This window comes from Nannocystis sp. RBIL2, assembly GCF_026626745.1.
Classification (GTDB): Bacteria; Myxococcota_A; Polyangia; order Nannocystales; family Nannocystaceae; genus Nannocystis.
Genome location: NZ_JAPNJW010000002.1, coordinates 872,005 through 889,818, shown reverse-complemented (window position 1 = coordinate 889,818; position 17,814 = coordinate 872,005). Strand labels below are relative to the sequence as shown.

General features: G+C 69.8%; 9 protein-coding genes. 4 read left to right on the top strand and 5 right to left on the bottom strand.

Annotated elements, in window-relative coordinates; all coding sequences use genetic code 11:
* Positions 1-320: 320 nt before the first annotated feature.
* The 3 genes from OV090_RS28720 to OV090_RS28710 form a co-directional block, all read right to left on the bottom strand.
* Positions 321-1,595: a S1 RNA-binding domain-containing protein gene (locus OV090_RS28720; protein ID WP_267707820.1), complete on the bottom strand. Its 1,275-nt coding sequence runs from the start codon at positions 1,593-1,595 to the stop codon at positions 321-323.
* Positions 1,596-1,685: 90 nt separating this feature from the next.
* Entirely contained in the window at positions 1,686-3,155 is a 1,470-nt protein-coding gene (locus tag OV090_RS28715; protein ID WP_267707819.1) for a serine/threonine-protein kinase, read from the bottom strand.
* 123 nt (positions 3,156-3,278) lie between these two features.
* Positions 3,279-4,211, bottom strand: a complete 933-nt coding sequence (locus OV090_RS28710) for a hypothetical protein (RefSeq protein ID WP_267707818.1) — start codon at positions 4,209-4,211, stop codon at positions 3,279-3,281.
* 257 nt (positions 4,212-4,468) lie between these two features.
* Here OV090_RS28710 and icmF point away from each other — a divergent pair, with 257 nt between their 5' ends.
* From icmF to OV090_RS28695, 3 genes are all read left to right on the top strand, one after another.
* Positions 4,469-7,705, top strand: coding sequence for a fused isobutyryl-CoA mutase/GTPase IcmF (gene icmF / locus OV090_RS28705; RefSeq protein ID WP_346660406.1), 3,237 nt, complete (start codon positions 4,469-4,471; stop codon positions 7,703-7,705).
* A 92-nt stretch (positions 7,706-7,797) separates the two neighbouring features.
* Positions 7,798-8,352 (top strand): hypothetical protein, encoded by a 555-nt coding sequence (locus tag OV090_RS28700; protein WP_267707816.1) that lies wholly within the window; start codon positions 7,798-7,800, stop codon positions 8,350-8,352.
* A gap of 136 nt (positions 8,353-8,488) precedes the next feature.
* Positions 8,489-9,406: a hypothetical protein gene (locus tag OV090_RS28695; RefSeq protein WP_267707815.1), complete on the top strand. Its 918-nt coding sequence runs from the start codon at positions 8,489-8,491 to the stop codon at positions 9,404-9,406.
* Between the two features lie 4 nt (positions 9,407-9,410).
* Here OV090_RS28695 and OV090_RS28690 read toward each other — a convergent pair whose 3' ends face one another.
* Positions 9,411-10,499 carry a Ca2+-dependent phosphoinositide-specific phospholipase C gene (locus tag OV090_RS28690; RefSeq protein ID WP_267707814.1) on the bottom strand — a complete coding sequence of 363 codons (1,089 nt, stop codon included), beginning with the start codon at positions 10,497-10,499 and terminating at the stop codon, positions 9,411-9,413.
* An 18-nt stretch (positions 10,500-10,517) separates the two neighbouring features.
* Positions 10,518-11,261, bottom strand: coding sequence for a hypothetical protein (locus OV090_RS28685; RefSeq protein WP_267707813.1), 744 nt, complete (start codon positions 11,259-11,261; stop codon positions 10,518-10,520).
* A gap of 200 nt (positions 11,262-11,461) precedes the next feature.
* Between OV090_RS28685 and OV090_RS28680 the strand changes: the two genes are divergently transcribed.
* The gene (locus tag OV090_RS28680; RefSeq protein WP_267707812.1) at positions 11,462-17,755 is read left to right on the top strand and encodes an Ig-like domain-containing alpha-2-macroglobulin family protein; all 6,294 of its coding nucleotides are present in this window, start codon (positions 11,462-11,464) and stop codon (positions 17,753-17,755) included.
* Positions 17,756-17,814: the final 59 nt, after the last annotated feature.

Here is a 17,814-nt window from a genome sequence, read left to right as displayed (position 1 = left end):
GAATCCTATGGGGCGCGAGGGTCGCCGACGTGCGGTTGTCGTCGGCAGTGGACGTGTCCGGTGGGTACTATGGGATCGGCGATCGCTCGCCGGCGTGCGGTGGTCGTCGAGTCGTCCCACAGGGCATGTCCGGATGGACATGTCCTATGGTCCTATGTGAGCGGCGCTCGGCGGAGGCTGCGCTGGCATGTCCGGGCGGCCAGGTGTCGACTACGGCGGGCGCGACGCCGGCATGGCATCGTGCGGCGTCCGGCTGCGCGCGCGACCAAAACAAAATCGGAGCAGCGCGAACGCTGCTCCGATTCAAGCGGGCGGGGCGCTCAGGCGCGGCGGCGAGTGGCGGCCGGCTTGGCCTCGCCGGTGTTCTCGCGCGACTGGGCGGGCGCGGACTTGGCGTCGGGCAGCTTGCCCTGCAGGTCCTTCATGAGGTCGCCGAGGCTGCCGAGGCCCTTGCCGCCGCCGGCGCCCTTCTTCGCCTCCTTGGCGAAGGTCTTGAAGGCCGAGCGCTCCTCGGCGGCCGCGACGCCCTGGATGCTGAAGCGGAGCTTGCCCTCGCCGCCGCCGCGGCCGAGGACGACCACCTCGACGTCCTTGCCGACCGGGAAGGCGCGCTTGGCGTCGGCGCTGGGCGGGAGGCCGAGCTCGCTGGTGGGGACGAGGCCGCGGCCGATCTCGGTGTCGACGAACACGCCGAAGTTGGTGACCTGCCCGACCTTGCCCTGCAGCACCTGCTCGACGGCAGCGCTGGGGGCGGACTCGGTCGACTGGTCGGCCGACTTCATCGACAGGCTGATCTTGAGGTCGGTCGGGCTGGTGCCGCGCGGCTCGACCGCCAGGACGCGCACCTTCACGGTCTCGCCGATCTTGATCACGTCGGCGATCTTGTCGACGCGGCCGTGGCCGAGCTCGGAGATGTGGACCATGCCCTCGATGCCGCCGAGGTCGATGAAGGCGCCGTAGGGCTGGATGGTCTGGACGATGCCCTCGAGCTCGGCGCCGACGACCAGGCGCTCGCGCACCGCCTTGGCCTGGTTCTCGCGCTCGTCCTTGAGGACGGCCTTGCGCGAGACGATGACCGAGCGGCCGCCGTCGCGGATCTCGATGACCTTGAAGAACTGCTTGGTGCCGACGAAGCGCTCGAGGTCCTGGGCGAAGCCGAGGTCGACCTGCGACGCGGGGCAGAACGCGCGCACGCTGCCGAGCTCGACCTCGAGGCCGGCCTTGACGGCCTTGGTGACGGTGGCCTCGACGGGCACGCCGCTCTGCAGCGCGAGCTCCAGCGACTGGGTGTCGATGCCGCCCTTGCCGATGGCGACCACCAGCTGGATGCCGTCGCCCGAGACGGACGCGACGGTGGCTCGCAGCTTGTCGCCGACCTTGACCTTGAGGTTGCCTTCCTTGTCGAGGAGCTGGGCGCGTTCGATCCGCCCCTCGCTCTTGGCGCCGATGTCGAGGAAGACGCTGTCGGCGCCGATCTCGACCACCGGACCCTCGACGAGCTGTCCGGGGCGCACGCGCTTGCTCAGCCTGGCGCGCGTCTGCGCACCCTGGGCTTCAAACATCGCGGCGAAGTCTTCATCTTGCTGCTGGGCCATGGGGGGCCAAGCTTGGCAAAGCCGACCCCGCGGGACAAGGGCCCGGGCCTCACAAGACGGCGGCTTTGCGGCGCGCCGTGAGCCACGCACCTAGCCGGGGCGCTTCTTGCCGGACGATTTGACCTCGAGCACGGGCGAGATGGGCTTGAGGTCGGGGAACGGCGGCAAGCTGTCGGTGACGGTGAGCGGGCGCCAGTTCTGGACCACGTCGATATAGCCGTCCAGGGTCAGCCGGATCTCGTGCGAGCGGTTGTCGCCGACGGGGACGGTGATCTCACACGGCGACTTGCACTGGAACTCGCCGTCGACGTGGACGCTGGCGCCCTCGATGTTGGCCTTGATGATGGCGCGGTTCTTCGGCAGGCCCTCGGAGCCGATCGGCTGCGCCGCCTTCGCCTCGACCGGGGTCGGCGCGTCGTCGCCGGCGCGCCCGTCGCCGCCGCGGAAGATCAGCGCGATCCCCACCAGCAGCACGGCGACGCCGACGCCGATGGCGATAAACAGGTTGCGGTTCGACTCCTGCGGCGGCAGGGCGCCGTTCATCGTGACCCGCTGCGGCGTGCCGACCGCCGCGAACGGCCCGGTGTGCTGGTTGCTGAGCTCGGGGATGTGGACGACGCGGCCTTCCTCGGCGGCACGCACGGCCCCGATCGCCTGACCGACGAGTTCGGCGAACCGGCCGGCGCTCTGGATCCGCTTGGTGCGGTCCTTGCGGAGCGCCAGCTGGAGCAGCTTGGCGGTGAACTGCGAGCCGTTGCGCGGGGTCGGGACCTTGGCGCGCACGTGCTTGAGCATCGTCGCCATCGGGCTCTCGGCCGAGAACGGCGGCTTGCCCTCGATCATCTCGTAGAGGATGCAGCCCAGCGAATAGATGTCGGTGCGGTGGTCGAGGTCCGTCCCGTTGCATTGCTCGGGGGACATGTACTGCGGCGTGCCGAACACCTCGCCCGCGCGGGTGAGCCGCATGGCGTCGACGCCACCAGCGATGCCGAAGTCGAGGACCTTGACCACGGTGCTGACGCCGACGGTCTCGATGAAGATGTTGTCGGGCTTGAGGTCGCGGTGGAAGATGCCGTTCTCGTGGGCCTCGCTGAGGCTCTCGGCGATCTGCTTGGCGAACTGCAGCGCCTGCAGCTCGGGGATCTTGCCCTGCTCGAGCCGCTCACACAGGCTGGTGCCGGTGAGCAGCTCCATCACCATGTAAGGCCGGCCGTCCTCGCACTCGCCGTGCTCGAACACGCGGATGGTGGAGGGGTGGCGCAGCTGGGCGGTGACCTCGAGCTCGCGGCGGAAGCGGATGATGAACTTGCTGTCGGTGAGGCACTCGCGGCGGACCAGCTTGATCGCTACCCGGCGATCGACGCGGTGGTCGTGGGCCTCGAACACGACGCCCATGCCGCCCTCGCCGATGACGCCGAGCAGCTCGTAGCGGCCGTTGATGACGCGACCGACATCTTCGTTGAAAGAGACCTCGAGCGTCGACGAAGACGCGGCGCTGTTGGCCATCTCGCTCTTGTTCAGCGAGGCGTTCGCGGGGCGGCTCTTCGGAAGCGGGGGCATTCGTCGACTGACTCGGGAGTGTATCGTCTTGGCCGCCACGCCACCATCGGCGCGAGGCGCAGGCTCAATTTCGCGTCTCCGGCGAAAATCTCCGCCCGCCGCAGCGAGCGGGGGCGCCGCCACTCAGGTGCCGTGGAAGCTGACGAACGGGTCGGCAGGGCTGCTCTGGCCGACCTTGAGGTCCAGGTGCAGGTGATTGGCGTGTGCCCGGTCGTGATCCGGTGTAAGCAGGGTGTGTACGAGCCCGCCCTCGGTGGCGACGCAGACCAGGCCGAGGAGGAGCTCCGAGGCCGGGGCTCCCGCCGACGGTGATGCTCCGGGCCCGCGCTCTCGCGGCCCCGGGCAGCGCCGCAGCGTCCGCCGCGGATAGTGGTCCTCGACCGTGGCGGCCGCGTCACTCCCACGTCGCACGGCGTAAAGATCGAGCGCGAGGCCGAGGTTGTGCTGACTCTTCGGCTTCTGCTGCACGATCTTGCCCCGGCGCAGGGCGGAAAAGTACTGCACCTCGGTGACGCCCCGGGCGTGCAGCCACTCGGCGAGCGGCACCACAGCGGCGACCAGGCGACAGTCCCAAATTGCGTGGGCGTCGCGCTCGAGATCGGAGCTCCACGGGATCGTGAAGGCGACCCCCGCGATCGAGCCCCGCAGACGCACGGGGATCGCGACCTCGGGCGCCTCGTCGCGATCGAGGACGACGAACTCGACCTCGCGCTCGCGCAAGTAGTCGTGGCAGCGCGCGGCGTTCATCGCCATCAGCGCGGTCGCGTCGGGGCCCGCCGTGGTGGCGTCGGGCGTCCACACGGGCGCCGGCGCGCGCGCCGGCTCGGGGCGCGCCTGCGCAGCCGGTCGCGCAGGCGGACGCGCGGCCGTCGGTCGCGGTTGCGCCTGTCCCGGAGGACCTGTCTCCTTGCACCTGGCGCTTGCGACCTGTACCAGAGCTCGGTCGCCCGCGTAGCCCTGCGGGCAGTCGGGCGGGCGAACGGCGGGCAGGCGCCAGCGCGGGGCGTTCGACCAGCCGAGCCGCCCGCTGCCGGCGGCGTCGGCGTTCGTGGGCACGAGCAGGCTCCGAGCAGCGCGACCCTCAAGGTGGTCGTGAAGGCGCTTCTGTGTGCCGATGTCATACCTGGCGCGATTGTGAGGCAAGCCGCGACCTCAAGCAAAAAAAACCCAGCCCGGGGCTCTCGGGTCGGGCCTAAGCTGACCGCCGAGGTCGCCCGGAAGCCATGGCCAGCGTCGATCCAAAGCAAGCTACCCCTGTAAACCCGGCTGCGAACGCAGAAAATGAGCGCTACGTCGCGCGCCACAAGATCCGCGTGGTGACGGCCGCCGCCCTGTTCGACGGCCACGACGCCGCGATCGGCGTGATGCGGCGGGTGCTCCAGGCGGGCGGCGCGGAGGTGATCCATCTCGGGCACAACCGCGGCGCCGAGGAGGTCGTCGACGCGGCGATCCAGGAGGACGCCCAGGCGATCGCGGTCAGCTCCTATCAGGGCGGCCACATCGAATACTTCAAGTACATGGTCGACCTCCTGCGCGAGAAGGGGGCCGGGCACATCACGGTGTGGGGCGGCGGCGGTGGCGTCATCGTCCCGCGCGAGATCGAGGAGCTGCACGCGTACGGGGTGCGGCGCATCTTCAGCCCCGAGGACGGGCGGCGCCACGGGCTCGCGGGGATGATCGACATGATCCTCGCGGGCGCCGACTTCGCCACCGCGCCTGCCGATCCGCTGGCCGAGCTGGCGGCGCTGCGCGAGCCCGGGGCGTTGAGCGCGGCCGATCACAAGAGTCGGCTGGCGCGCCTGATGACGGCGGTCGAGGCCGCGGTCGCGGCGGGCGGCGAGCCGCCGCTGCTCGCGGCACTGCAGGCCGACGCGGGCGAGAAGCGGGCGCCGGTGCTCGGCATCACCGGCACCGGCGGCGCCGGCAAGTCGTCGCTGACCGACGAGCTGCTGGCGCGCCTGCTGCGTGACCACGCCGATCGTCGGATCGCGGTGGTGTCGGTCGATCCGACGCGGCGGCGCACCGGCGGCGCGCTGCTCGGCGACCGCATCCGCATGAACGCGCTGCGCGACCCACGAGTGATGATGCGCAGCCTGGCGACGCGTGCGGCCGGGGTCGAGCTGTCGCGCGCGACAGACGACATTGTCCGGCTGCTGCAGCGCGTCGGCTACGATCTTGTGATCGTCGAGACGTCGGGCATCGGCCAGGGCGACGCCGAGGTGACGCGAATCGCTGACCTCTGCCTTTACGTGATGACCGCGGAGTACGGCGCGCCCAGTCAGCTCGAGAAGATCGAGATGCTCGACGCGGCGCAATTCATCGCGGTCAACAAGTTCGAACACAAGGGCAGCAAGGACGCGCTCCGCGACGTCCGCAAGCAGGTCCGGCGCAACCGCGACATCCCGTATTCGGTGGCCGACGACAAGCTGCCGGTGTTCGGCACCGTCGCCAGTCGATTCTTCGATCGCGGCGTCAACGGGCTGTACGCGGCGCTGTGCGGGGCGCTCAGCGAGCGGCGACCGGACGCGCCGTGGGAGTGCTCGATCCCCGCGGAGCTGCGCGCCGTCGTTTCAGACATCAGCGATTTGATCCCGTCGGAGCGTCAACATTACCTGGCCGAGATCGTGCGACAGGTCCGCGGATACAAGGCGCGGGTCAAGCGGCAGGTCCAGCTCGCGCGCGAGATCGGGGCGCTGACGACGGCGCAGCGCCTGCTGGCCGACGAGGCCGACGGGTCGGCGTTCTCGCGCAAGCTCGAGGAGCTGCGCGGCCAGCTCGACTCCGACACGCGGCGGGCGCTCGAGGAGCTGCCCAAGCTGTTCGCGGCCTACCGCGAGCCCGAGTTCGTGGTGAAGATCCGGCAGTCGCAGGTCCGCTACCCGACCCAGGTGCAGACGCTGTCGGGCACGCTGCAGCCGCGCGTGGCGGCGCCGCGTGACGACGAGCCGGGGGCGCTGGTGCGGTTCGGATTGCTCGAGAACCTGCCGGGCTACTTCCCGTTCACTGGCGGCGTGTTCCCGTTCAAGCGCGAGGGCGAGGATCCGAAGCGGATGTTCGCCGGCGAGGGCGGGCCGGCCCGCACCAACGAGCGCTTCCATTACCTGTCGGCGGGCGAGCCGGCCAAGCGGCTGTCGACGGCGTTCGACTCGGTGACGCTGTACGGCTGGGACCCCGACGAGCGGCCCGACGTGTTCGGCAAGATCGGCGAGAGCGGTGTCAGCATCTGCACGCTCGACGACGCCAAGCTGCTGTATCGCGGCTTCGATCTGTGCGATCCGGCGACGTCCGTCAGCATGACGATCAACGGGCCGGCGCCGATCCTGCTGGCTTTCTACATGAACACCGCGATCGATCAGCAGGTCGAGCGCGAGGAGGCGAAGCTCGGGCGTGCGGTCACGGAAGAGGAGCGGGCGGTCATCGCCGATCGCACGCTGCAGGTCGTACGCGGCACGGTGCAGGCCGACATCCTCAAGGAGGATCAGGCCCAGAACACCTGCATCTTCTCGATCGAGTTCGCGCTGCGGATGATGGGAGACATCCAGCAGTACTTCATTCAGAAGAAGGTGCGGAACTACTACTCGGTGTCGATCAGCGGCTATCACATCGCCGAGGCGGGGGCGAACCCCATCACGCAGCTGGCGTTCACGCTGTCGAACGGGTTCACGTTCGTCGAGTACTACCGGGCCCGCGGCCTCGGCGTCGACGACTTCGCGCCCAACCTGAGCTTCTTCTTCTCGAACGGCCTCGACAGCGAGTACACGGTGATCGGCCGGGTCGCGCGCCGGATCTGGGCCATCGCCCTGCGCGACCTCTACGGCGCCGACGCGCGCAGTCAGAAGCTGAAATATCACATCCAGACGTCCGGCCGTTCGCTGCACGCGATGGAGATCGACTTCAACGACATCCGCACGACGTTACAGGCGCTGTTCGCCTACTACGATCACTGCAATAGCCTGCATACGAACGCGTACGACGAGGCGATCACCACGCCGACCGAGGCGAGCGTGCGGCGGGCGATGGCGATCCAGCTCATCATCACCCGCGAGCAGGGCCTGGCGAAGACGGAGAACATGCTGCAGGGCAGCTATATCGTCGAAGAGCTGACCGAGCTGGTGGAGGAGGCGGTGCTCGCCGAATTCCTCCGACTCGACGAGCGCGGGGGAGTGCTGGGGGCGATGGAGCGGCAATACCAGCGAGGGAAGATCCAGGACGAAAGCCTGCTCTATGAACAGCGCAAACATTCGGGCGATCTCCCGATCATCGGAGTGAACACCTTCATCAACCCCAACCGGACAGGTGACGAGGAGGCGGCCGGCCTCAACTTGACCCGCGCGAGCCACGCCGAGAAGACGGCTCAGATCGACCGTTTGCGGGCGTTTCAGGCCCGTCACGCGGAGGCGGCACCCGCGGCGCTCGAGCGGCTGCGGCAAGTCGCGTTGTCAGGTGGCAACACTTTCGCTGCGCTTATGGAGACGGCACGAGTCTGCAGTTTGGGACAGATCTCCAGGGCGTTGTTCGAGGTGGGCGGCGAGTATCGTCGCTCGATGTGAGGACCGAGGATGCAGGTCAGGTGGGATGAAATTGCCTGTGAGTGTGCAAATAGATTCCATCGTGTCCAAAGTCTTGTGCTAGCCTAGAGGCCATGTCCAAGTACGACGTGTCCCTGGTGTCCGCGGTCGAAGGCCGTAAGCGCCAGATCCTGGTGGATCTGCTGCGCCAGAACTCCGAGCTGACGCTCGGTGAACTGCATCAATTGTCGAAGGGTGAGCTGGGCAAGCTCCTCAGCTCGATCACCGTCCAGGATCTCTTGAACCCCGAGGGCGCCGCCCGCGAGCCCGCGATCGTGGCACCGCGTGCCGGTCGTCCCGGGCGGCCCGGCCGCAAGCCGGTGGCGAAAGCGCCCGCCGAGTCCCGCCCCGCCAAGGAGGCCGCCGCGGCGCCCGCCAAGGCCGGCAAGGGCGCCAAGGCCGAGCCCGCTGCCGACGTGAACACCCGCACCCCGACGGGCCGCGAGGCGTTCGACACCAGCGTCTTCGAGGCGCTGAAGTCCATCGGTGGTCCGGCCGGCGCCGGCGAGATCCAGCGGCGCGTCGGTGGCACCAACATGCAGGTCCGTTCGGCGGTCAACCGCCTGATCGAGGCCGGCCAGGTGACCTGGACGGGCAAGGCCCGCGGCACCCGTTACCGCGTCGCCTGAGCACAACGGTCCCTTCGTACCGCTGGAGCCGGTCGCACTGTCGCCACGAGCGACCGCGCGATCGGCTTCGTCGCGATCGGCGTTGCGCAGACAGTTGCACACGTCCCTCCGCCCGCGGTTGCGCTACGCTGCCGTTGTGGGACGCCTGACCCGAACCTCCGTCCAACTGTCCACCCTCGCCGGAATCGTCGCCCTGATGGTCGGCTGTTCGCGTGACCCCAAGGGTACCACCGCGGGCGCCGAGACGACGACGACGACGTCACCAGGGACCACCGACAGCGAGACGTCGAGCGGCACGAGCCCGACCGCCACGACGACGTCGACCTCGGAGCCGCTGCCGACGACGTCGATGACGATCGACGATATGGGGAGCGTGGGCGGGCAGTGCAACCTGTTCATGCAGGACTGCCCGGCCGACCAGAAGTGCACCGCGTGGAACGAGGACGGCGGGCCGTTCCCCAACGGCACGCGCTGCGTCCCGGTCGACCTCAACCCCGCGCTGCCGGGCGAGGACTGCGTGGTGCCGGGCAAGTTCGGCGACGGCATCGACAACTGCGACAGGGGCTCCATTTGCCTCGACCTCGAGAACACCGGCAAGGCCACCTGCGTGGCCTACTGCACCGGCAACATGGACGCGCCGAATTGCCCCAAGCCCGAGGACCGCTGCGCGTTCCTGTTCGAGCCGACCGTCCCGGTCTGCTTCAGCAAGTGCGACCCGCTGCTGCAGAACTGCAGCCCCGGCGAGACGTGCGTGCCCAACGAGGCGGCCCTCGGCGCGCCGCACTTCGTCTGCATGCCGCGCGTGTTCCCCGACCTCGGCAAGTACGGCGATTCCTGCTACGCGCTGTCGGGCTGCGATCCGGGCAACCTGTGCATCTTCGGCGAGAACCTGCCCAGCTGCAAAACCCCGTACTGCTGCTCGGTGTGGTGCGACCTCGAATCGCCGGACAGCTGCCTCGACTACGACGAGACGCTGAGCTGCGTGCCCTGGTTCGAGCAGGGCGCGGCGACGCCGGGCTACGAGACCGTGGGCATCTGCGGCATCATGCAGTAGCGCGTCACAGCGCCTCGATCGCCGCCGGCGTGCAGTCCGGCGGCGCCGTGCGCGGGTTGCAACGCGACGGCGTGCCGTTCGGGACGGCGAACACGTAGTCGTACTTGGCGCCCTTCGGCGGCGGATAGTCGGTGCTGATGAAGTGAGCTCCGCTGGCCAGCGCCGCGTCGCCGCGCGCGGTGTCGCCGGCGCTCGGCTCGACGTTGTCGGCGTCGGCGCGGGTGCGCACGAGGTGCCCGGCCACCACCGCCGCGTCGATCCGCGCCGCGTCGCCGACCGGGTCGTTGAGCGAGTGGACGGCCGCGAACGGCAGCGTCAGGTCGCCGAATGCGTCGGGGAAGAGCAGGCGCCCGACCGTCGAGGTGCCGCCGGCGGTATAGGCCTCGCGCCACTTGCCGCCGTCGTGCAGCACCAGCAAGAGCTTGCCGCGGGCGTCGTCGATCGCCGGCCAGCCGCCCGCGGCCACGCCGTCGCGCAGATTGGCGGCACTGCCCTGCACGTCGTCGGGCACGACCAGCCGCTCCTCCGGCCACACCGACAGGATCTGCGATTCGAGGGTCGCCAGCAGCTCCTGCGCGGTGGCCTGATCGAACGCGGTCTTGACCTCGAGCATCACGTACAGCGGGTGATGCATGAGATGTCCGTCCGACCATGTCTTCAAGGTCATCAAGCAGTCGACCAGGGTGGCGCAGGTCGAGGCGGTGTCGAGCAGGTCGATGTGATAGACGGCGATCGGCTCGTCGACGCCGCCGAACCACAGGTCGAGCTCGAACTTGCGGACGCCTTGCTGCGCCAGCTGCTGATCGAGCGGCAAGTGGGTGTAGTCCCACTCCTTGACCGAAGTGCCGGGCGACAGGTGATAGCTGTTGTGCGTCCCGAGCGCCTGCAACTGGTGGAGCCGCAGGCGGTCGTCGGGCGCGCCGGTGGTGGTCGGGGCGGTCTCGGAGGTATCGCCGGTGGTAGCGGCCGTGCCGGTCGTGGTGGTGCCGGTGGTACTGGTGGTGGTGCCGGCTTCGTCGGTGGTGGTGACGACGGGCGCGCCGCAAGCGGCGAGCGTCCACGCGAGGCAGCATTGCGGCACGAGGCGCGTCATGCCGCCAGCGTACCGGCGTCAGTACACGCAGTCGAGCGTGGCCTCGTGGACCACGGGGACGTCGACGCCGCCGCTGGCGAAGGTGAGGTCGAGCCGGTAGGGCTGATTGCAGAAGCCGCACCCGGGGGTGGGGGCACCCTTCTGTTTCATCTGTTCCTGATGGAGCGTCTCGCCGGGGCCGACAGGTCCGCTCTGGGTCGGGATCACCGTGATGTCGTGGACGCTCGGCACGTCGTTCGGCGACAGGGTGAGCGTCGCCTTCGTCAGCTCGGCCGAGCCGGTCGCCGCGCCCTGGGTATTGTCGTAGGCGACGGTCCACCAGCCGAGGATGTTGTCGGGATCGACGATCGGCTGGCAGTTGGCGTAGATGACGATGTCCTGGAGCGTGATCGCCAGCGGCTCGCCGACGGGGGCGCCGGTCGAGCTGTCCGAAGAGCCAGACGAGGTAGTATCGCCCTCGGTGGTGGTGCTGTCGGGGTTCGCGGTGGTCGAGGTCGCGTCGGTGTCGGTCGCCACGCCCGTATCGGTGGAGTCGGTCGAGGTGGTGGCGAGCGTCGTCGAGGTGGTCTCGCCCATGCTCTCGCCGCCAGAGTCGGTCGAGGTGGTGGTGCTCGTGGTGGTGCTCGTGGTCGGCCCGGGGTCGGTGGTGCCGCCCGTGGTGGTGTCGGTCGTCGCCCCGGTGCCGGTCGAGGCGCTGCCGCTGTCACCGCACGCGGTCATGAGGATCGAGGCGAATAGGCCAAGGCTCGCGCGGAGTTTCATGGCCGCGGAGGGTGGCAGCCCGAACCGTGCCGGGCAAGCGCACGCCCCGGAGACCTTGTTCCGTAGGAGATCGCCCCGCGTCTTCGATCGCGCGTCGACGCACTCGATCGGCGCCTCCGCGTGTGTAAGCATGAGCCCCGCCTCCGCGTTTGCATAGCGTTTCCGCTCCCCCCTTCACCCGAATGTGAATCGAGCGCTCCATGCGTGACCACGCCAACAAGCGACAGATCCGGCGCAAGGCCCCGGCGGGCCTCTTCGCCGCGATGTTCTTCCTCCCGGCTTGCACCCCCAAGACTCCGCCTCCGGCGGCCGAGACCGGCGCCGAGCGAGAGACCGCAGAACCGCCGAAGCTCGACCTGTGGGCGGGCGTGCCGGCGATCGAACCCGAGGCGAGCGACATCGCCGGCGAGTTGACGCCGACCCCCGGGCCCAAGCCGCCCCCGAGCGTGAGCGAGAAGGTCGAACTGCCGTTCCCGCCGCCCGCGCCGCCGACCAAGCAGACGCAGGACCTGGCGGAGGAGGGCCCGCTGAAGGTCCTGCGCACCAGCCCGACCGAGAAGGCGCCCGGCCTGGTCGGTTCGGTCACCGCGGTGTTCAACCAGCCGATGGTGCCGCTGGCCTCGATCGACGACCTGAAGCTCGAGCGCTCGCCGCTCACCATCGAGCCGCTGCCCCCGGGCAAGTTCCGCTGGCTCGGCACGCAGATGATCGCGTTCGAGCCCGAAGGCCGCATGCCGTACTCGACCACGTACACGGCCAAGGTCGTGGCCGGCGAGACGTCGACGATGGGCACCAAGCTGGCGAAGGAGGTGAAGTGGCAGTTCACCACGCCGTCGCTGGAGGTCGAGTCGATCACCCCCGGCGAGTACGAGTCGGCCACGCTCGACACCGTGGTGGTGCTGCGCTTCAACCAGGCCATCGACCGCGACAAGCTGCTGGCCGCCATGCGCGTGAAGGGCGGGGCAGGGCTGGTCAGCGTCACGCAGGTGGCGCCCGAGCAGTGGGCGGGGCTGCCCGAGCCGTTCCGCTCGTATGCGCAGCAGGGTCCGGCGGAACGTGTGATCGTGCTGCGGCCGGCGGCGGCGCTGACGGCCAACACCGCCTATACGGTCGAGATCCCGGCTGGCGTGTACGGCGAGGGTCCGAACCCGAGCAAGGCGATCAAGCTCAAGTTCCGCACGTACCCGCCGCTGACGCTCGACGGCCCGCGCTGCTCGTCGCAGTACTACTGGGATTGCAACCCGCAGGCGGGGCTGCACGTCAGCGCCTCCAACACTCTGGTGTCGACGCCGGACGCCGAGAAGAAGGTCCACGTCACGCCCGAGGTCCCCGACCTCAAGGTCACGGTGGCCGGCGACATCCACCTGACCGGCAAGTTCCGCGGCCTCGGCACTTACACGATCGAGGTCGAACCTGGCCTGAAGGACATCCACGGCCAGGAGCTCAAGGCGCCGTACCGCAAGACGGTCACGCTGCCGGCGCTCGACGCCTCGCTGCAGTGGGCCGACCGCCCGGTCGACCCCGCCGTGCTCGAGCCGAGCCACTCCGGCGTGCTCGAGGCCAAGGCCACCGGCCTGACCTCGGTCGAGGTCCGCGCCCGCTCGTTCGAGCCGAGCGAGATGCGCAAGATCCTGGTCGACCGCCACGTCCGCTACGACGGCGAGTGGCCCGAGCCGCTCAAGTCGCCGACGTGGGACAAGCTGTTCGAGGTCCGGGACTCGCGCGTCGAGGCCGCGACCCTGTCGCTCGACACCAAGGCGCTGGGCGCCGGCGCCGGCAAGTTCCTGCTGCTCGGCGCGCGCTCGAACGAGCTCGGCAACGGCGGCTGGCACTACTACCAGTCGCTGTCGCAGGTCGTGCAGATCACCCGCCTCGGCGTGACCGCGGCGCTCGACAGCGACAGCGGCGTCATCCTCGTCACCGACATCGAGACCGGTGAGCCGCTGCCCGGCGTCGAGCTCGGCCTTCACAACATGGCGCTCGACGGTGCGGTGTGGTCGGGCAAGTCGGGCCCCGACGGCCTCGCCGAGCTGACGCACGGCACGATGTACGATCAGCCGTACATCCTCGCGCGCTACCAGGGCGAGGCTGCCTACATCCCGCTGCAGCAGACGGCCGACGACTCGTGGGGCGTGTGGATGCACGCCAACCGCGAGGACGAGCCGCGGATCTTCTTCTACAGCGATCGCCAGCCGTACAAGCCGGGCGAGACGGTGCACATGCAGGGCATCGTGCGCGAGGAGACGCGCGGCCCCGCGGGCAAGGTCCAGCTGTGGCGCGCCGGTACGTCCGCGAACTACACGGTCACCGGTCCGCGCGGCCACGAGGTCGGCAAGGGCGAGCTGAAGATCGGCCAGTTCGGCACCTTCAGCATCGACATCCCGATCCCGGCCGACGGCGACACCGGCAGCTATCAATTGCACGTCAGCTCGCCGAGCGGGCTGTTCTCGAGCGAGCGCTCGTTCTACCACGCGTTCGAGGTGCAGCAGTTCCGCGCGCCCGAGTTCGAGGTCAAGGTCGAGCGGTCGGCCGAGGCGCCGCTGCTCTACGGCGACACGCTGCAGGCCGACATCAAGGCCAGCTACTTCCACGGCGCGCCGATGGTCGGGGCCCAGGCCGATTACACGCTGCGGCGCCAGGACTCGCCGTACCGCCCGCCGGGCAGCGAGAACGAGGCGTTCACGTTCGGCCAGGGCGGCTCGGAGTGGTGGATGTGGGGCGGCGACATCGACTTCGGCGGCGGAGGCTTCTACCGCGGCAAGGGCATCGGCTTCCCGCGGCCGTACGGCAGCGGCATGCTGGTGCGCCAGGGCAGCGGTCAGACCGACGCGCGCGGCCTGTTGTCGGTGAGCCACCTGCTGGCCGCCGTCGAGACGCCGTGGGGCGAGAAGACGCCGGTGCCGCCGGCCGGGCCGAAGTCGGAGGATCCGCCGAGCGCGTCGACCTACACGCTCGAGGCCAACGTCACCGACGAGAACCGGCAAGCGATCGCCGGTCGCGCGACCTACGTCGTCCACCCCGCGAGCGAGTACGCCGGCGTGCGCGCCGATCGCTCGGTCTACCGCGCCGGCGAGCGCGCGCGGCTCGAGGCGGTGGTCGTCGACGTCGACGGCAAGCGCATCACCGGCCGCGACGTGCAGGTCAAGCTGGTGCGCAAGGAGACCTCGCGCGCCGCGGTGCAAGAGAACGGATCGTGGCAGTACAAGTACGACACGGTCGACGTCGAGGTCGGCAGCTGCGCGCTGGTCTCGGCCGACGCGCCCGTGAACTGCGAGCTCGTGGTCGACAAGGCCGGCAGCTACGACATCCGCGCGCTCATCACCGATCCGAAGGGCAACAAGTCGCTGTCGAAGCACCCGTTCTACGTCTACGGCGAGGACGCGGTGGTGTGGCAGCAAGACCAGCACCGCGTCGACATGGTGCCCGACAAGCGCACCTACGAGCCGGGTGAGAAGGCCACAGTGCTGGTGCGCTCGCCGTTCGACAAGGCGCGCGGCCTGGTGGTGATCGCCCGCGAGGGCATCGTCTCGCACTACCCGATCGAGGTGAAGGGCGGCGCGGCGACCATCGAGGTCCCGATCGACGAGGCGCAGCTCCCCAACGTGCGCGCCTCGGTGCTGCTGGTGCGCGGCCGCGTCGACGTGCCCGGCGCGCCGCCCGGACAGGACCTCGGCCGGCCCGCGTTCGCCGTCGGTCAGGTCGACCTCAAGATCGAAGCGACGCGCAAGAAGATCGCGCTCGAGGTCCTGCCCGAGAAGCAGGAGGTCGCGCCGAAGGACACGCTGAAGCTCAAGATCAAGGCCAAGGACGCCGCCGGCGCGCCGCAGAAGGCCGCCGTCGCGGTGATGGTGGTCGACGAGGGCGTGCTGAGCCTGATGGGCTTTCAGACCCCCGATCCGCTGGCGTTCTTCCACCACGACCGCGACCCGGGCGTCAGCCTCTACGACATGCGCCAGTTCTTGCTGGCGAAGAAGGACGTCGAGCCGCCGCCCCCGCCGGCGCCGCCGCCCGACGAGCCGACCGAAGGCCTCAATGGTGACACGGGGCTCGGGCGCCGCGGCAGGGGTCCCGGCGGCGGCGGTGCCGGCTACGCCCTCGGCGGCGCGATGGCCGACAAGGCCGCCGACCATTTCGCCCCGGCGCCGACCATGCCCATGGCGGCGGCCGTCGCCGAGGAGCGCAAGGAGGCCGAGTCGAGCAACGGCCTGATGCAGAAGAACAAGCGGCAAGCCACGCAGACCGCGACGCTCGACGCCACGGTGGCGATGAACCAGCCGATCTCGCTGCGCTCGCTGTTCGCCACCACCGCGTACTTCAACGCCGAGGTTTCGATCGACGCCAGCGGCGAGGCGACCGTCGAGATCCCGATGCCGGAGAACCTGACCAGCTTCCGCATCATGGCGGTCGCCGTCGATCCCGATCAGGCCGATCGGTTCGGCTCGGGCGAGGCCAACGTCAAGGTGCGCAAGCCGATCATGCTGCGGCCGAGCCTGCCGCGGTTCGCCAACTTCGGCGACAAGTTCGAGGCCTCGGTGATGGTCGACAACCAGACCAGCGAGCCGCAGGCGATCCTCGTCGGCACGCGCGGCAGCAACGTCGTCATCTCCGGCGAGCCGACCGTGGGCGTCGAGATCCCCGCCGGCGAGTCGCGCGAGGTCCGGTTCCCGATGGCCGTCGATCGCGTCGGTACCATGCGGGTGCAGTTCGCGGCGCTGTCGAACGGCGGCCGCGACGCGACCGAGCTCGCGCTGCCGGTCCATTACCCGGCGACGCGGCAGGCGTTCGCCGACTACGGCGTGACCGACGCCAGCACCGCGCGCACGCTCAAGGTCCCGGAGGACGCGCTGCCGGCGTTCGGCGGGCTCGAGCTGAGCATGAGCTCGACCGCGCTGACCGGCCTCGAGGACGCGGTCGACTTCCTCGTCGGCTATCGGTACGAATGCACCGAGCAGCTGGCGAGCCGCCTGCTGCCGATCTTCGTGCTCGGCCCGGTGCTCGAGCAGTTCCCGATCGCCAGCGTCAGCGACCTGGCCAAGCGGCAGGCGCTGGGCGCCGAGGGGGTCGCGCGGCTGCAGTCGCGGCAGAACTGGGACGGCGGCTTCCGCTACTGGGACGATCCGGCCCGCAGCTCGCCGTACCTGACCGCGTGGGTGACCTTCGCCTGGCTCGAGGGCAAGGCGGCCGGCTTCAAGGTCGACGACGGCGCGATCGACCGGGCGATGGCCTACCTCGACAACTTCGTCCGCAACGGCGAGGCGACGCCGTGGGGTCGCTTCTACGATCACACCAGCCGGGCCTTCGCGCTGTGGCTGATGAGCCGCGACGGCCGCGGCAGCGACCTGTTCGAGCGCGTCTACGCCAAGCGCAAGGAGATGCCGCTGTACGCCCACGCGCTGCTGCTGTCGGCCGCGCACCGCTACGGCATGACCGGCTCGCGCGACGCGCTGCTCAAGGAGTTCCGGGCCAAGGTGGTCGAGAACGCCAAGACTGCGCACTTCGCCGAGAGCAAGCGCGAGGGCGACGACGGCTTCGGCCTGCAGGTGCTCATGCACTCCGACGTGCAGACCGACGCGATCGCGCTGATGGCCCTGCTCGAGGTGGCCGAGGCCGACCCGCTGCTGCCCAAGGTGATGGCGGGGATCCTCGACGACCGCGATCCGCAGAAGGGCGGGCAGTGGGGCACCACCCACGCCAACGCCTGGGCGCTGCTCGCGGCCAGCCGCTACTTCACCACCATCGAGAAGGACGTGCCCGACTACGTCGCGCGCGTCTGGCTCGACAGCGCGTTCGCGGGCGAGCGCGCCTTCAAGGGCCGCAGCATGGCGGTGGTCGAGCAGCAGATCCCGATGAAGAAGCTGATCGAGCAGAAGCCGCGCGAGCTGCTGCTGAGCAAGGACGGCCCGGGCCTCCTCTACTACCGGCTCGGGCTGCGCTACGCGCCCGCCGACCTGGCCATGAAGGCCGAGTCGCAGGGCTTCACCGTGCACCGCAGCTACGAGCCGCTGGCGCAGGGCGGGGACAAGCCCGACCTCGAGTCGGTCAAGAAGCTCGAGGACGGCACCTGGCAGATCAAGGCCGGCGCGCTCGTGCGCGTCAACCTCACGCTCGTCGCCAAGGACCGGGCCAACTTCGTCGTCGTCGACGACCCGCTGCCGGCCGGCTTCGAGGGCCAGAACGCCAAGTTCTCGACCACCCTGCGCGACGTGCAGGGCGGGGTCGAGAACCAGTCGGTCGACAGCAGCGTGCCGTTCTTCGGCGAGCTCGGCGGTTGGTGGTGGTGGCGCCCGTGGTGGCGCTTCGACCACACCGAGATGCGCGACGATCGCATGCTGCTGTTCTCGGACCACATGCCGGCGGGCGTCTACACGTACAGCTACACCGCCCGCGCGACCACGATCGGCGAGTTCAGCCTGCCGCCCGTGCGCGCCGAGGCGATGTACATGCCCGAGCTGTTCGGCCACGGCGCATCGACCAAGGTGCGCGTGGTCGAGTGAGCTCGCGGCCCCGCCGGCGGCTCGTCCGCCGGCGGGGCTGGTCGCGGCGCGTCCCTCGT